This window comes from Pyrinomonas methylaliphatogenes (assembly GCF_000820845.2).
Taxonomy (GTDB): Bacteria; Acidobacteriota; Blastocatellia; order Pyrinomonadales; family Pyrinomonadaceae; genus Pyrinomonas; species Pyrinomonas methylaliphatogenes.
In genome coordinates this window covers 285,777-301,066 of sequence record NZ_CBXV010000004.1, presented here as the reverse complement: position 1 = coordinate 301,066, position 15,290 = coordinate 285,777, and the positions used below count along the sequence as shown (strand labels likewise).

Annotated in this window: 13 protein-coding genes; 7 read left to right on the top strand and 6 right to left on the bottom strand. The window is 59.1% G+C overall.

The window, feature by feature from the left end; translation table 11 throughout:
• The first annotated feature begins 825 nt into the window (after window positions 1-825).
• Complete coding sequence (locus tag PYK22_RS05820; RefSeq protein WP_162199802.1) at window positions 826-3,003, top strand: carbohydrate-binding protein; 2,178 nt, start codon at window positions 826-828, stop codon at window positions 3,001-3,003.
• An 82-nt stretch (window positions 3,004-3,085) separates the two neighbouring features.
• Here the strand turns inward: PYK22_RS05820 and PYK22_RS05815 are convergent, their stop codons facing one another.
• The 5 genes from PYK22_RS05815 to PYK22_RS05795 form a co-directional block, all read right to left on the bottom strand.
• Window positions 3,086-3,607: a flavin reductase family protein gene (locus PYK22_RS05815; protein ID WP_041975204.1), complete on the bottom strand. Its 522-nt coding sequence runs from the start codon at window positions 3,605-3,607 to the stop codon at window positions 3,086-3,088.
• Window positions 3,608-3,641: 34 nt separating this feature from the next.
• Entirely contained in the window at window positions 3,642-3,998 is a 357-nt protein-coding gene (locus tag PYK22_RS05810) for a cupin domain-containing protein (RefSeq protein ID WP_041975203.1), read from the bottom strand.
• Window positions 3,999-4,014: 16 nt separating this feature from the next.
• Window positions 4,015-5,478: a 4-hydroxyphenylacetate 3-hydroxylase family protein gene (locus PYK22_RS05805; RefSeq protein ID WP_041975202.1), complete on the bottom strand. Its 1,464-nt coding sequence runs from the start codon at window positions 5,476-5,478 to the stop codon at window positions 4,015-4,017.
• An 18-nt stretch (window positions 5,479-5,496) separates the two neighbouring features.
• Window positions 5,497-8,949, bottom strand: a complete 3,453-nt coding sequence (locus tag PYK22_RS05800) for a TonB-dependent receptor (RefSeq protein ID WP_157770696.1) — start codon at window positions 8,947-8,949, stop codon at window positions 5,497-5,499.
• A gap of 110 nt (window positions 8,950-9,059) precedes the next feature.
• The gene (locus PYK22_RS05795) at window positions 9,060-9,935 is read right to left on the bottom strand and encodes an alpha/beta fold hydrolase (RefSeq protein WP_211197623.1); all 876 of its coding nucleotides are present in this window, start codon (window positions 9,933-9,935) and stop codon (window positions 9,060-9,062) included.
• Window positions 9,936-10,122: 187 nt separating this feature from the next.
• On the opposite strand from PYK22_RS05795, the gene PYK22_RS05790 reads away from it, so the two are divergent.
• From PYK22_RS05790 to PYK22_RS05780, 3 genes are read left to right on the top strand one after another with little or no spacing between them, the layout of a single operon-like run.
• A complete protein-coding gene (locus tag PYK22_RS05790; RefSeq protein ID WP_041975200.1) occupies window positions 10,123-10,818 on the top strand; it encodes a GntR family transcriptional regulator in 696 nt (231 codons plus the stop codon).
• Entirely contained in the window at window positions 10,808-11,587 is a 780-nt protein-coding gene (locus PYK22_RS05785) for a carbon-nitrogen family hydrolase (protein ID WP_041975199.1), read from the top strand. The genes PYK22_RS05790 and PYK22_RS05785 overlap by 11 nt, the downstream gene beginning before the upstream one ends.
• Window positions 11,584-12,279: a DUF2848 family protein gene (locus tag PYK22_RS05780; RefSeq protein WP_041975198.1), complete on the top strand. Its 696-nt coding sequence runs from the start codon at window positions 11,584-11,586 to the stop codon at window positions 12,277-12,279. Before PYK22_RS05785 ends, PYK22_RS05780 begins: the two co-directional genes overlap by 4 nt.
• A gap of 40 nt (window positions 12,280-12,319) precedes the next feature.
• On the opposite strand, the gene PYK22_RS05775 is transcribed toward PYK22_RS05780, so the two are convergent.
• The gene (locus PYK22_RS05775; protein WP_041975588.1) at window positions 12,320-13,384 is read right to left on the bottom strand and encodes a UDP-N-acetylmuramate dehydrogenase; all 1,065 of its coding nucleotides are present in this window, start codon (window positions 13,382-13,384) and stop codon (window positions 12,320-12,322) included.
• A gap of 103 nt (window positions 13,385-13,487) precedes the next feature.
• Between PYK22_RS05775 and PYK22_RS05770 the strand changes: the two genes are divergently transcribed.
• The 3 genes from PYK22_RS05770 to PYK22_RS05760 all read left to right on the top strand — a co-directional run bounded on the left by PYK22_RS05770 (window position 13,488) and on the right by PYK22_RS05760 (window position 15,247).
• Window positions 13,488-13,964, top strand: a complete 477-nt coding sequence (locus tag PYK22_RS05770; RefSeq protein ID WP_157770695.1) for a MarR family winged helix-turn-helix transcriptional regulator — start codon at window positions 13,488-13,490, stop codon at window positions 13,962-13,964.
• Window positions 13,965-14,066: 102 nt separating this feature from the next.
• Window positions 14,067-14,768 carry a pirin family protein gene (locus PYK22_RS05765; protein ID WP_041975196.1) on the top strand — a complete coding sequence of 234 codons (702 nt, stop codon included), beginning with the start codon at window positions 14,067-14,069 and terminating at the stop codon, window positions 14,766-14,768.
• 32 nt (window positions 14,769-14,800) lie between these two features.
• Window positions 14,801-15,247: a DoxX family protein gene (locus PYK22_RS05760; protein ID WP_041975586.1), complete on the top strand. Its 447-nt coding sequence runs from the start codon at window positions 14,801-14,803 to the stop codon at window positions 15,245-15,247.
• Window positions 15,248-15,290 lie beyond the last annotated feature (43 nt).

Below are 15,290 nucleotides of genomic sequence, written 5' to 3'. Positions count from 1 at the left end.
AAGTTTTTCGAAAGAAGATCGCTTTCCATTGGACGTAGACCCGCGACGGGCAGAGCTTCGCCAGCCTGGGCCATTCGACCCGTTTTACGACCCCGCAGGGAAGCCTCGAAAAGGCGAAACCGTCTCTTGCGCGGACGATGGGGGGACACTCGACGAAAACCCTCGCGCGATGAACCCGTAACGCGCCCCACAAGATTTTCGATCGCCGCGCCCCGTCGCTTAGGGCAATTCACATGCCGGGAAAGTCCACGCCGGAAGAGCCCTCGCCCGACCGAAGCGTCGAGCGGAGCGGCGACAGAACACGGTCCGAATCAATGAATTGAATCCATCGCTGCAAACTTCGAGACGATATCTGCGCTGATCGTCGCCGCAAGAATTTGCTCCTTGAGACGCATTTGCGAGCAGTTGCGACAAGATTGCAATCCGGAGAAGAAGCTCGATTCGGCGGCACCTCACCTGACAAGCGATTGTCGTCGGAGAAGCGAAATTACACGACTTTGATCGATTTATACACGTAAATCGCGGAAAAACCGGTTGACAGGCGAAGGGCGTCCTCCTATCATCGCTCTTCGCTTGCCCCTCATAAAGCCCCGACATCGGAAACGTCCTTAGCTTCGACACGGGAACTCGCCAAAGCGCCGGGTGTCCACATCCCGACCCGTGGAGGTGTGTTCTCAAGCGGAACTCTCCGCACAGGACATCTTCACGAGATGAAACGGAGCGCATCCGTAATTGTCCGACGAAAACACAAGCATTCTTTTGGGGAGGCCTAGAAGATAGATGAGATCAGCTTCGCACAAAGTGAACTCGCTTCAAGACCGCGCGATGAGCATCAAACAGATCATGAAACGCTTTTCGGGCTTGCTGCTGTGCGCATCTTTGATCTTGCTGATCGCCAGCACAAACGATCTGCATCTCGCTTGGGCGATGGCCGCGACGACGCCGTTTTTCGGATCGCCCATCGCGCTGCCCGGCATCGTCCAAGCCGAAGATTTCGACCAAGGCGGCGAAGGGAACGCTTATCACGATGAAGAGGCAGCGAATCTGGGCGGCAGCTACCGCAATACGGGCGTCGATATCGAACCGTGTGGCGATAGCGGCGGCGGCTACAATGTCGGATGGACGCGACAAGGTGAATGGCTCGTCTATACGGTCAACGTCGCAAGTTCCGGCACGTACACGATCGAAGCGCGCGTCGCATCGGTCGATCTAGGGGGTAGATTTCACATCGAATTCGATGGCGTAGACGTCACCGGACCGCTGACGATCCCTAACACAAAGGGCTGGCAAACTTATCAAACCGTCACTAAACGCGGCGTACCGTTGACGGGCGGACAGCACAAGATGCGTTTGGTCGTAGACGGCAATGGCTGGTCCGGATACGCAGGGAACTTCAACTATCTCAGAATCACCGCGGAACAACTCTCGACCCAACCAATACTCACGCCCACGCCCACTCCAACTCCAACTCCTACTCCTACTCCGCAACCGACACCGAGCCCCGTTCCATCTCCAACACCAACCGGGTCCGACTTCTTCGTCGCGCCGAACGGCACTCCGATGGGCGATGGGAGCCAAGAACGACCGTGGGATCTGGCCACGGCGCTGGCCCAACCTTCGACCGTCAAACCGGGCGCGACCATTTGGCTCCGCGGCGGAGTCTACGTCGGTAGTTTCACCAGCACGCTCACCGGCACAGCCACTTCGCCGATCACCGTTCGGGCCTATCCCGGCGAGCGTGTGACGCTCGACGCCCGTTCGCGGACGATGGCTAATACGCTGGTGCTTCAAGGAGCGTATACGATCGTGCGCGATCTTGAGATCATGAATTCATATAGCTGGACTAATTATGGCGGCGCTTGCACGTCGAACCCTTATGCCCCCGATGCGATCGGACCGCGCACGATCTGCGAGACCGGATCGTTCCCTTATTACGGTCGCGGGCATGGCATCATGCTCGCCGGTCCGGGCCATAAAGTGATCAACAACATCATCCACGACAACGGTAACGGCATCTTCGCCGGAACCGCCGCACCGGATGCTGAAATTTACGGCAACATCATCTACAACAACGGTTGGTTCGCCCCTGATCGCGGACATGGACATGGCATCTATGTACAGAACGACACGGGGGCGAAACGTCTCATCGACAACATCGTCTTCAACCAGTTCGGCTTCGGCATTCACGGTTACGGGACCGCGAACGCGCGTTTGCGTAACTTCTACATTCAAGGCAACGTCGTCTTCGGCAATGGGGCAGCGGGTGGCGAACTCGTCCCGAATCTGCTCGTCGGAGGCGGAACGCCTGCCGAGAACATCGAGATCGACGACAACTACTTCTATCATTACGGCAACACGGCGCGAAACGTGCAGCTCGGCTACGGGTTCGCCGAGAACGGCTCATTCAAACGCAACATGGTCGTCGGCGGCTGGTGGCCGCTGTACGTGTTGCCGTGGGAGAGCTTAGAGGTGACCAATAACCTGATCGCCGGATCGAACGAGGTGACGATCCTCGATGGCGGCGCGCTCCCTTACCTGTTGAACTACCGCTGGGACTGGAACACTTACTACCAGTTCCCGGGCGCGACGCTACCGCCGTTTCTCATCTCGCAATCGGCTAACTCGCCGCGCGGCGATCTGCTCGCCTGGCAAGCGATGACCAATCTCGACGCCCATTCGACTTTAACCGTCGGGCAGCCGACTCAACCGAACGTCATCGTGCGCCAAAATCAATACGATCCAACGCGCGCGCACATCATCGTCTACAACTGGGATGGACGGTCGAGCGTCGAAGCGAACCTCAGCTCGGTGTTGAAGGTTGGCGACCGGTATGAGATTCGTAACGCGCAGAACTATTTCGCCGCCCCCGTGCTGGCAGGCACATATGACGGCAATGCGGTGCGCCTTCCGATGACCGGCCTTGCGGTCGCCGCTCCGGTCGGACTGAAGTCACCAGCGCCAACCGGACCGCAATTCAATGTCTTCGTCCTCATCAAACGATGATCGACTAGAATTAACCCGCGCGATGCCTCCGGTCGCCTATCGGATGATGCCCGGTCATCGTTCGATAGGCGACCGGACTGCATCACCAGTACCAGTATTCGGCAGGAACGTTGCCTGACCCGATCTCGCGGTACTGCCCGCGAAAGAAAAGGAGCGGACGCCCCTCACCGCATTTTAATCCGACGACGCGCGCGATGACGATCTGATGATCGCCGGCAGCGCGGATCTCTTCCACGCGCCCCATCACATAAGCCAAGCATTCGGGGAGAAGAGGAAGGCCGCGCTCATCCCATAAGATCGCCAGATCCTTGAAATGGTCCTCGCCCGGACGGGCGAAACGATTGGCGAGATCCAACTGTTCATAGCGCAAGACGTTGATGACGAAGGCGCCGCGCGCGCGCACGGCCCTTTCGGTGCGCGTGCCGTTCGCCAAGCAAACCAGAATCAACGGCGGATGAAGCGACACAGACGTGAGCGAATTCAACGTCATTCCATGAAGCTCCCTGCCGACATTCACCGTCAGAACGCAGACGCCCGTCGCGAAACGGCCCATCGCGTTTCGCAACGACCGCGGGTCAACCATCTCATCCGCACTCTCATGCATACCTCTGCTTCTCGGGCGCGGCGCTTCTTCTAAGTCACGGCTCTTCCCGCGCGTGATACCTCACCTCGAAGGTCAGACAACCTCTCTCCGTGCGCCACGGGCCGTGTCTCATCCCGGGCGGACGACAAGCGTAAGAGCCCGCACCGAAAGTCTTTCCCAAGCTTAGGTCATGCAACTCGCCCTCGAGGATATAGACCTCCTCCCAAAAGTCGTGGACCACCGCTCCCATCGGAGACGTGTCCGTGCCGGGATCGAAACGAAGGATGCGCGTGACCACACCGGTTCGCGGATCGCGCGCGAGGATGCGCTCGTAAAGACCAGGCACGCCGTCGGGGACCGGAGTCCACGCTACATTCTGAACAGGGGTGAACTCAAGTTCCGGTTTGCTCATAATCCCGCTTCCACCTTCATCGACAGGCTGAATCCTCGTCGAGCTCGTAGCTACTCAAAAACCCCTCGACGCAAGCGACGGCTTCATCGTAGCCATAATGGCGAAAAGCGTAGTTCTTCGCGACGAAAGGCGCGCCCGCATAGAACATCTCGTACTGCAGGTGGCGTCCGCCGAATTCCGAACCGACGATGTCCCAAGCCAGCTTGAAAAGTTTGACGCGCTGCTCGGATGCGAGGCGCGGAGAGCGCAAGTACCGCTCAAGATCGTGGCGCGTCTCTTCGGCCAACAGATCTTTGTACGAAGATGGCAACTGGATGAGACCGCCGCCAGCCAATTCGCGCAATAGCAAAGCCGCGCGCGGATAAGTTTCGGCTTGCAACCCCATCGCCGCATACAGGAAGCGCGGATTGGGACGCGCGACGCCGTTGGCATCGATAATGCACTCGGCCTCCGATGCGAGCACCATCCCCTCGACGAAAGCGGCCAACGACGCCAATTCGCCGAGCTTCTCCTGCACCGATGGGATCGCGTCGATGCCGTTCACTTCGGCGATCTTGCGGGCCACGCCGATAAGAAACTTCATCTTCGTGATGAGTCGGATCTGCGCCTGATTGTTGCCTAGAACGTGTGCCGGCGTTTCGAAGAACTGACGGCGAAGCTGATTCACATCGCGGTAGACGAAAACATTTTCCCACGGGACGAAGACGTCGTCGAAAACGATCAGCGCGTCCGTCTCGTCGAAGCGCGTCGAAAGCGGATAATCGAAGCCGCTCGGTTGTGACATGGCATAGGACCGACGACAATAGACTTTCACGCCCGGCGCCCGCACGGGGACGACAAAAGATAAGGCATAGCGTTCATCATCCGAAGTCAAAGGCTTGATGCAACTGACGAAGAGATAATCCGAAACCGCCGTGGCGGTGCCGAGCATCTGCGAGCCGCGCACCACGATGCCATCATCTCGCTCCTCCAGCACGCCGACCTGCAACAACTCCTCTCCCCACGCATGCGCGGTAGAGCTGCGGTCGATCTGCGGCGGGATGATGACGTAGGTCACGTATAAGTCCTCTTCGACGAGCTTGCGATAGAAGCGTTCGACATTAGGGCCGAATCGATGGCGCGGCGTGTTGAACACTTCTGATGCGCTGGCGAATCCGGCGAAGAACGATCCCACATGATCCGGCCCACGCCCAATGAAGCCGTTGGAGATCTTGGCCCACTTCGTGATGGCGCATCGCCGCGCTTGCAGATCTTCGCGCGAACGCGGGATCATGAACACCTTGTTGGCGCACGTGCCGGTCTCGGGGCAACGAAAGGTCATGTCCTCGGCAGGATCGGCAGCCAGATCGTACATTCGCGCGACGGTGCGAATCACGCCAGAGAAAGCCGGATGGCGCGTCACGTCCTTGACGCGCTCGCCATTCAAGTAAACGCAACGATCGTCGCGCAGACTCTCTTCGTACTGCTTCCCTGTTCGCATCGCGTTCCCTCCTCCAACTCAGAATCCGATCCTCAATCCCCACTCGAATACGCGCGGGCCGCCGAACGAATACATCCCGTAGCCGAAAGTGATGCGATTGACGCGCAATCCGGGCGGAGTTCCGTTCACCGACCCGGGCGCGCCGCTCAACACGCCGCTCAACGTCGCGCCCGCCGGATCATAGTTGGCGATGTTGAAGAGATTGTAGACCGCAACGTTCGGCTCGATAGTGAAGGTCTCGCGCCCGCTGATGGGCCGATAGGTCCAGCTAAGACGCAGATCCGTCGTGATCAAAGAGTCGATGCCCACTTGATCAGGTGGCGGCAACCGCAAGCTCGGCATCGCCGCGCCCAAAGCGGCAAGCTGCTGCGCAGTAAACAGCCCGGCGTCGACCAAAGCTTGTCCGGCGGGGGTCAGTTTGCCAGCATAGGTGTTGTTGTAGTTCGTGATGGCAGATCCTAACTGGTCCAGCTTGACGCTCCGCCCGAAAGCGCCGATCTTCGTCCCCGGCAATAGGTCACCAGTCGTTCCATCCCCGGTGAAATCGGTGCGGAAGATCTCTCCTGGACTCCCCGCAGTCGGCAAATTGAGCGACACGGGTAGAGGCGTCTTGACGTGCGAGATCACCCCCAGGCGAAATGCGTAAGGCAGATCGAACCAACCGCCGACGCTCAATTGATGCGTGCGATCCATGCTGTTCGGACCGACGAAAGCGAGCGGAGCGCGATAATCCACCGCCACCGGAGTGAAGTCCTGATTGACGCTCGGACCGACGAACCGCGATAGAGCATATGAGATCTGAAAATCGGCATTGCGAACAAACGGCAACGGTTTGATGAGCCTGCCGCGCAACGAAACCTGCAGAGCGTTATAGACCGAACGCCCGATGGGGAAGAGCATGATCAACTGCCCTAAAGATGGATCTCGGCCCGCGAAAGCGGCGCCGCGATCCGCAGGAACCCCGAACAACGTGCTGGGCATTCCGCCGAAGAGCGCGTTTGCCGAATCCAACCCGCTACGTGCATAATCGACGATCGTCGCGCCCTTTTGAATGGCGCAATCGATCCCGGCGCTTCCGGCAGGACAACCGAACTGCGCATTGACCGCGTTGATCGCATTGAGCGCGGCGCTCCGGTTCAAAAAGCGCGCGTCGCCGACATGATTGACATCGTAGCCGAGCAGGAAGTGGAGCCCCACGTTGCGCACATAATCCACGCTGAGCACTAATCCGGGCTTTAGTTCATGCTGCACGCCGATGTTCATCTGCACGGAATAGGGCGTGCGATAATCGGGAGAGATCAAGCCATTGGTGCCCGCGCTCGAAAGCTTGTTCCCGATAAACTGCGGATTGCTCTGTGGCCCAACGGCCAATGTCTCGGCGTAGATCTGCGCCTGCAAGGGTGCGATCAATTGAGCCACCGCGCCGATCGGTCGGAAACAGATGTTCGACACATCCCGGATCGTCCCCGAAGGCATGCGCAAGACCGGGGTTGGACAGAACGAGTAGATGCTGTTGAAAATCCCCTTCTCCACGCGCGCGAGCCGATCAAAAACCGTGTTCGCATGTAACAGGTTCTCGTAGTAAATGCCGATGCCGCCCCGAATCGAGGTTCGCCCGCGCCCCCACGGATCCCAAGCGAAGCCGAGTTGCGGCGCGAAATCCTTGTTGGGTTGATTGACGCGCCGTCCCAAGCCGGGCTGCCAACGATCCAAGACGGGCAACGGCGGTAGATCGGCATCGCTCCGCCCCGTATCGCGGACGTAACGCACGCCGTAGTTGAGCGTGAAGTTGCGCCGAATCTTCCAAGCATCGCCGATATACCAACCGAAGCGATCGTCGAAAACGCCCCCGCCCGGGAACCCGAACTCGGGCCTTTCGGTCAAAAAGCCCGCGCGATTGCCCATGACGACGGCGACAACGGGATAGTTCAGGGGATTGGAAGAGCCGCCCGGGAATGGACCAGCCGCCGCCAGACTGACCGTCATCGGGTTGAAGACGCTGAAGACCGAAGGGGCCGCGCCGATCAGACTCGCGACGGCGACGCTGCGAATGCGCGTGAAGTTCACCCCGTAACGGATGATGTGCGAGCCGATGACCTTGCTGCCATCATACTTCGTCTGCAAGTTGCGCTGTCGTTCCAATTGCGGCGCGATAAAACTAGGCCCTGAACAGAAAAGGTTCGCCGGTCCAGGACCACACACGGGGCTGTTTCCGATGACGACCGAGATGCCCGGAGCGGGATCGAAAGCTTTGCTCGCGCGGACGGCATCAAGTAGATCGATGCGATTTCGCGTGTATCCAACGCGCACGCTGTGCGTGTAGGTGCCGGTGTTGAAGTCTAATCCGCCAGCGTAAACGGTAGCCTGTGAGACGTTGCGGAAAGGCTGATAGGTATTCTGGACTGCCGTCGTGACATCGTTCTGATTGTAAGAGAAGCGCGCAAACAGGCGGTAGTTGGTCTTGATCTGCCAATCGAGTCGCGCGACCCCGGCATGTTCGCGCACGGGAGTGTTGAATCCACCCGAAAGAGCGGAAAACGGCGGATTAAGCTCCACAGGCGTGAACAGATCCTGCCGCGGATGCTCATAGGAGGCGAAGAAGAAGAGCTTATCTCGAACTAATGGGCCGCCCGCTTGCCCGCCATAATGCACGCGCCTGAAGAACTGGTCCCGTCGTCCAATGCGCGCCGCCGTATTATGAAAGCGCGCCAAGACGAAAGCGTCGCCATGAAACTCGTTCCCTCCGGATTTGGTCACCACATTGACCGCGCCCGAAGAAGTAAGCCCGGTCGAAAGATCGAGCGAAGATTGACCGAGCTGAAATTCGCTGATCGCGTTGGCCGGGATATCCTGCGTCGTCGTCCCGAAGAACTCATCGCTGATGTCTATGCCATCTACTTCGATGCGCGCCGTCTGCCCCCACCGCCCGCCGAAAGAGATCGACGAAAATCCGACCTTCGTCGGCATGAAGTTGCCCGCATCCTGAATCTGCACGCCCGGAGCGAGCTGCGCGAGGTTGAGGAAATTGCGTCCGTTAAACGGAAGATTCGCGACGTAATCCGAAGCGATGACGGTCGAGACCGTCTGCTGCTCCGTGCTCACAAGAACCGGTTCGCCCCTTACCTCGACGACGGCGGTCGCCGCCCCAACCTGAAGCTGGATGTTGCCCGGGGTGACTACCCCAACCTGCACGCGAACGTTTATTTCCGCCGCTTTGAATCCGGGAGCCTCCACGCGAACGGAATACTCACCGGGGATCAAAGCGCCAGAGTTGTACGCTCCGGCGCTCGAAGTCACAAGCTCGACCGTTTGCCCCGTGCTCTTGTTCGTGATGGTGATACGTGCGCCCGGAATGACCGCCCCTTGCGGATCGCTGACAATCCCCTGAATGCTCCCCGTAGAGGTCGTCGCTTGTCCGAAGACGATCGCTGGCAACACGACGATCACCAAAATGAGCCTGAAGAAGGCCATCTTCGAAGCACACGGATCATTGATCACCAAAATGAGCCTGAAGAAGGCCATCTTCGAAGCACACGGATCATTTCGCCACATCTTACACCTCCTCGGGACGCGGAAACGCCCTACTTCTCCGTTGCCGCATGGCAATCCCATGGTTTTTTGCTCTGATCCCAAGCCCCGCTCAGGAATTGCAAAGTTATGCGCGTGAATTCTTGGACGTTCCCCGCGATCGGCACATGACCGCCGTTCGGAATGATCCAGAGGAAAGAGTTCGGGATCGCGCAGTACTCCTCGACCGGGATCGAGACGGGGAAGAACTGATCGCGATCGCCATGGATGATCAACGTCTTCGCCGTGATCGTGGAAAGGAGCGGACGAGTGAAGTTCATATCATCGTAGCTGTCCTTGAACCGATGAAACTGTTCACGCAACATGCGGATCTGGTCATCGCCGTACTTGTGAATCCGGCGCGCACGCTCCCACTCCTGGGCCGTCATGCTCTCGACGGTCGAACGGCGCATGATCTGCCGCGCCGGTTCGGGGAAATAGCTCGTCGCGCCGATCAGAACCATCGCCTCAACGCGCGACGGCTGCTGCGTCGCCATATGGAGCAACGTCATCCCGCCGCTGCTGATCCCCATAGCTTTGAACGTCTTGACGCCAAGCAAGTCGAGAAGCGCGAACATGTCGAGAGCCGACTGTCGATGGGTGAACTGCTTGGTCGGATTGGTCGAGCGCCCATGCCCGCGCATGTCTGGAAGGATCACGCGATAATGCTTGGCGAACTCCTCAAGGACGGGAGCCCAATCCTGCCCCGATCCGCCGAAACCGTGAATTAGCAACAAGGGCTCGCCTTGTCCGTGGATCTCGTAGTAGAGCTCGATGCCGTTGACTTTGGCGAAATGGCCTTCTGGCAGCACAGCGACCTGCGCCGCGCCGCACGCAACCAGAACGAATATCGCGCCGATGACGGCTAAGCTTCGTCGTAAAGTCGCCACCTCTCTCCTCCGTTCTTGCCATCGAAGAACGAATACATTATACTGTATACCGTATGCGAATTCAAGGGCCAAAATCTCCCGCCGATCCTCGGGCTCGCGCCCCTATTGATCGCGCCCCCTTTGGGGTAAACTCTTGCCCGACTTCACAAAGCCCTTGTCACATCAATCCGTCTCGAGGTGTATCGCGATGAAAACGACAGCCCCAACGGCGGATCTGCTGCCCGTGGAACGTCCCAAGACGATGAAACAGCACGTCTACGAAGCCCTGCAGAGGGCCATCTTGCAAGGCACGATCGCTCCCGACGCCGTACTGACCGAAGCGACTCTGGCCGAAAAGTTCGGCGTCTCGCGCACGCCCGTGCGCGAAGTCATGCAGGAGCTTCAGAGTCAGGGCCTATTAGAACCGGTCGGCTCCCGCGGCAAGCGCGTGCGCCGTATCACTCCCGAGGAGGTGCGCGAACTCTTCTGGCTCCGCTCCGTCCTCGAACCCCCCATCGCCAACCGCCTAGCGACGATAGGCATCGCCAACGCCGACGCCGAGCGCATACGCAAGCTGCTCGTCACACAGCAAGAAGCTTTGGAGCGCGGCGATCGCGCGGCATTCCTTACCGCCGATAGCAATTTTCACATCCTGCTGGCCCAGTTGACCGGCTTCCCCAAAGTCACCGAGATCATCACCAATCTGCGGAACGTCTTTCAGATCGTCGGGCTGACGGCGATCACCAAATTGGGGCGTCTCAGAGAAGTGATCGATGAACATCAGAGGATCGTCGAAGCTATCTTGCGGCGCGATCCTGTGGAAGCCGAGCGCGCCGTGAGACTCCATCTCGAACATACGGAAGAGATCGTCATGGAGAGATTGGGTGCTGAAGATGGCCGTTGATATCGCGCTGCTGCAGATCGGTCACCGCGCAGAAGAGAGCTGCCAAGACCGAATCGAACGCGGTCTGGCGCTTCTCGCGCGGATGGAACGCCGCGTAGAGCTGGCAATCTTCCCGGAGCTGTGGACGGTCGGCTACTTCAACTTCGAGGAATATGAGCATCACGCCGAACCGATCCCCGGCCCTTCATCGCGCCGTTTTTCCGCGGCGGCGCGCGACCTTGGGATATGGTTGCACGCTGGCAGCATCATCGAACGCTCATCACAGGGGCTATACAACACGAGCCTCCTTTTCGCGCCGGATGGAAGTCTGCGCGCGACCTATCGCAAGATTCACCTATTCGGCTACGATTCTCGCGAAAGCGAGCTGCTCACCCCGGGCGACGGGCTGACCGTCATTGACACCCCTTTCGGCGTGCTGGCCCTGACGACCTGCTATGACATGCGCTTTCCGGAACTTTATCGACAGCTGGTCCAGCGCGGAGCCGAAATCTTCCTCGTCACAGCGGCGTGGCCATATCCGCGACTGGAGCACTGGTTGGTACTGGCGCGCGCCCGCGCGATCGAGAACCTCGCCTACATGGTCTGTTGCAACGCGAGCGGTCGCATGCGCGATCAACAGCTACTGGGCAACAGTTTGATCGTCGATCCATGGGGAACGCCGACGGCGCGCGCGGGCGAAGGCGAACAGATCCTTTACGGCGCGCTCGATCCGACTCATGTGCGCGAGGTGAGAACCACCTTCCCCGCTTTACGCGATCGTCGTCTATGACCAGCATGAAGGAGCTATCTTTCGCACTCGAAGATCGGACGATCCGCATAACGGCCGAACGCCTCGTCGTCGCCGGCTATACGGGGCGAAACCCCAGCGATGTGCAACGCCACATCCGCGAACTCGAGCTTCACGGCGTCCCACCGCCGCCCGCGGTGCCGATCTTCTACGACCTCTCGGCCCAATATCTTTCGCAATCGCCTTCCGTGCGCGTGCCATCGCGCACAGTCTCAGGTGAAGCGGAAGCCGCGCTGATCTTCATCTCGTCGGAACTGGGAGAGGCTCTGGTCACCGTCGGGAGCGATTTGACCGATCGCGCACTGGAGCGGCGATCGATCCTTGAGGCCAAGGAACTTCCCAAACCTATCGCCACACGGGCATGGCGCTACCGCGATGTGCGCGATTTTTGGGACGCACTGGAACTCATCAGTTGGATCACACCGGAAGATAAGACCGATTATTATCAACGCGGCACGCTGGCCGAATTGCTTCGGCCAGAGGAATTGCTGGACCGATTGCCTCAACCGATGCGCGCGCAACTGGCCGGGACGGTCCTCTTGCTGGGGACGATTCCGTTGTGCCAAAACAGTTTCAGTTTCTCACAATATTTCGCCTGCGAGCTGATCGCGCCGGATGGCCGCGCCTTGCGTTGCGATTTTACTCTCGAAATGCCTCATGAAACCGGAGGCTAATTGGCACTATGCTTTCGCTGCGCGCTTTCGAAGCAAGAGGTCAGACTATTGATTTATCGAATCCAATGAGGACCGGCTCGGGAACAAGCCACACGTGAAATTTCTCGGCCACACGACGCTGGATCTCGTCCTTCAAAGCGACGATCTCTCTAGCCGTCGCGCGCCCACAGTTGATGATCGCCAAATTGTGATTGGTCGAAATCCCGACCTCTCCCTTGCGATATCCTCGCGGGAAACCGGCGCGTTCGATCAGCCACGCCGCCATCAGTTTGACGCGCCCATCGGCCATATCGAAATGCGGCACCGGTCCCCACCGCTCGCTCAAAGCGGCGAACTCCTCTGCCGTAATGACGGGATTTTTGAAGAACGAGCCGACGCTCCGCGAGTTGGGATCGGCAGGGTCGATCACCATCGATTTCGCACGCCTGATCTGAAGCACGGCTTCGCGCACCTCCGCAAGATTAGGTCGCCTCGCGCCGAAATGCTTTCGCAAATCTTCGTAAACGATCCTCGGCGCACCGCCGCGCGCCAGGGCGAAGGTGACCGAAGCGATGATGTATCGGTCGCGCTCCTCGGCGTTGAAGATGCTCGTCCGGTAACCGAACCCGCACTCGTCGCGCGAAAGCTCACAAAATTTCCGTTCTCGACGGTCAAAGCAGCGGACGGAGACGATCGTTTCCGCCACCTCTTGCCCGTAGGCGCCGACGTTCTGAACCGGCACGGCGCCGACCGACCCAGGGATTCCGCTCAAACATTCGATCCCGGCCCACTCGCGCTCGACCGAAAAGCGCACCAGATCATCCCACTCTTCGCCCGCTTGCGCCGTCAACACGATCCGTTCGCCTTCGGCGCGCACGCAGATGCCGCGCAGCGCCACTTGCAGAACCAGACCATCGAATCCCTCGTCGGCGATGACGACGTTGCTCCCGCCGCCGAGGACGAACAGCGCCAAGCCCCGCTCTTCGGCGAAGGCGACCGCCGCGCCGATCTGCTCCTCGCTCTCAGCGCGCGCGAAGAAGCGGGCCGGCCCGCCGACCTTGAGCGTGGTCAAGGGGGCCAATGGCACGTTTTCGTGAATCTTCAACCGCTGTTCCCCGTAATCCATCGGCATAGGGCTTCGCTAGCATCCACGCCGGGCGATTCCGTGTCAATGCGGCGAACGGCCCTCAACTCTCCCGCGGATCTGATGAAGGAGAATTGTCAATCGGTTGACAATTTCTCAGCGATTGGTTATATTCCGTCTCGTCATGGCCGTCAAGGTGAAAATCCCGCGCAGCGACGCCGAGGAAGCGGTGGTTCGCCTCATGCGGATCGGAGACCGCCTGTGGCGCGCCTCGGATGAGCGATTCGCCGCTTTCGGTCTGACTGACAACCACTACAACGTGCTGCGAATCTTAAACGGCGCGGGTGAACCGCTTTCGCAATCGGAGATCGGGCGACGGCTGCTCTCTTCGCGAGCCAACGTAACCAAGCTCATCGATCTATTGGAGAAGCGCGGCTACGTCAAAAGGTTGGCCTGCGGCGACCGCCGCAAAAAACTCGTCGCTTTGACGGACGCTGGAGCGAAGTTTCTGGCCGATAGCCTGATCGAGGTTCAGAGCTTCGCCGAGACGGTAATGCGCCCGCTGACGCGCCAGGAGCAGCGCAAATTGATCGAACTGCTCGGCAAGATACGGATCGGATGACTCGGGCAGCGGGGAATTCTGGCATCTAAAAAATGTCAATCAATTAACAGTTTAACAGCGAACGGTTATGACCGCAGCGGATAATCGAAAGGAGGATGGGCGATGTTCCGCATCGTTCCCGCCAAAGATCGCTACCACTTCGCGAACGATTGGCTCTCAACATACTGGCTTTTTAGTTTCGACCACTACTACGATCCGCAGAACGTGTCGTTCGGACCGCTGCGCGTCTTCAACGATGACGTCATTCAGCCGGGGCGCGGTTTCGACATGCACCGGCACCGCGAGATGGAGATCGTCACTTACGTTCTAAGCGGCGCGCTCGAGCACCGCGACAGCACGGGCGGGCGCGGGATCACACGCGCGGGCGAAGTGCAACGGATGAGCGCCGGCACGGGGATCGCGCACGCCGAATTCAACGCCTCGGCGACGGAACCGGTTCACCTTCTGCAAATCTGGGTTCTGCCCGCGCAAAAGGGACTTACCCCGTCCTACGAGCAGGCCCACTTTACGCCCGAAGAACGAATCGGTAAGCTGCTGCCGATCGCTTCGGGCCGAGCGGCGAGCGGGCGCGCCGTCAGGATACACCAAGATGCGACTCTATACGTCTCGACGGTTCGCCCTGAAGACATCCTAGCGCATGAATTGAGCGCGGGGCGGCGCGCATTTCTTTACGTAATCGAAGGAGAGTTGATCGTCAACGGGCGCGAACTGGCTGCCGGAGACCAAGCGCGCATCGACGATGTGACGCGGCTTGATATTTCGACCCGTTCCCGTGGCGAGATGATCTTAATCGATCTGCCATGATCTATCGAAATCTCGAGAAGGAGGAAAGAGAGATGTGGAACAAACTTCTTCGCACGGAGGATGATATTGCGGCGTTGCTGGCGCGGCTGTTTCTTGGCATCGTGATCTTCCCGCACGGCGCACAGAAGCTTCTCGGCCTATTTGGCGGTTACGGTTTTTCGGCGACCATCAACTTCTTCTCGCAGATGGGGATTCCAGCGGTGATCGCCTTTCTGGTGATCATCGGCGAGTTCTTCGGCTCGCTCGGTTTGATCTTCGGTCTGCTCAGCCGCTTCTGTGCCTTCAGCATCGGGTTGATCATGCTCGGCGCGATCGCGCTCGTACATTGGCACAACGGTTTTTTCATGAACTGGAGCGGCATGCAGAGAGGTGAAGGATTCGAATATCATCTCTTGGCGATCGGGCTCGCCTTGATCGTGGTGATCAAAGGCGGCGGCAAATGGGCGCTCGATCAACTGCTCGCGCGCAAAGTCGGCTGAAACGAACCTGCTCAGAAAGTTCTTCTCACCCCCCACTGTCCAC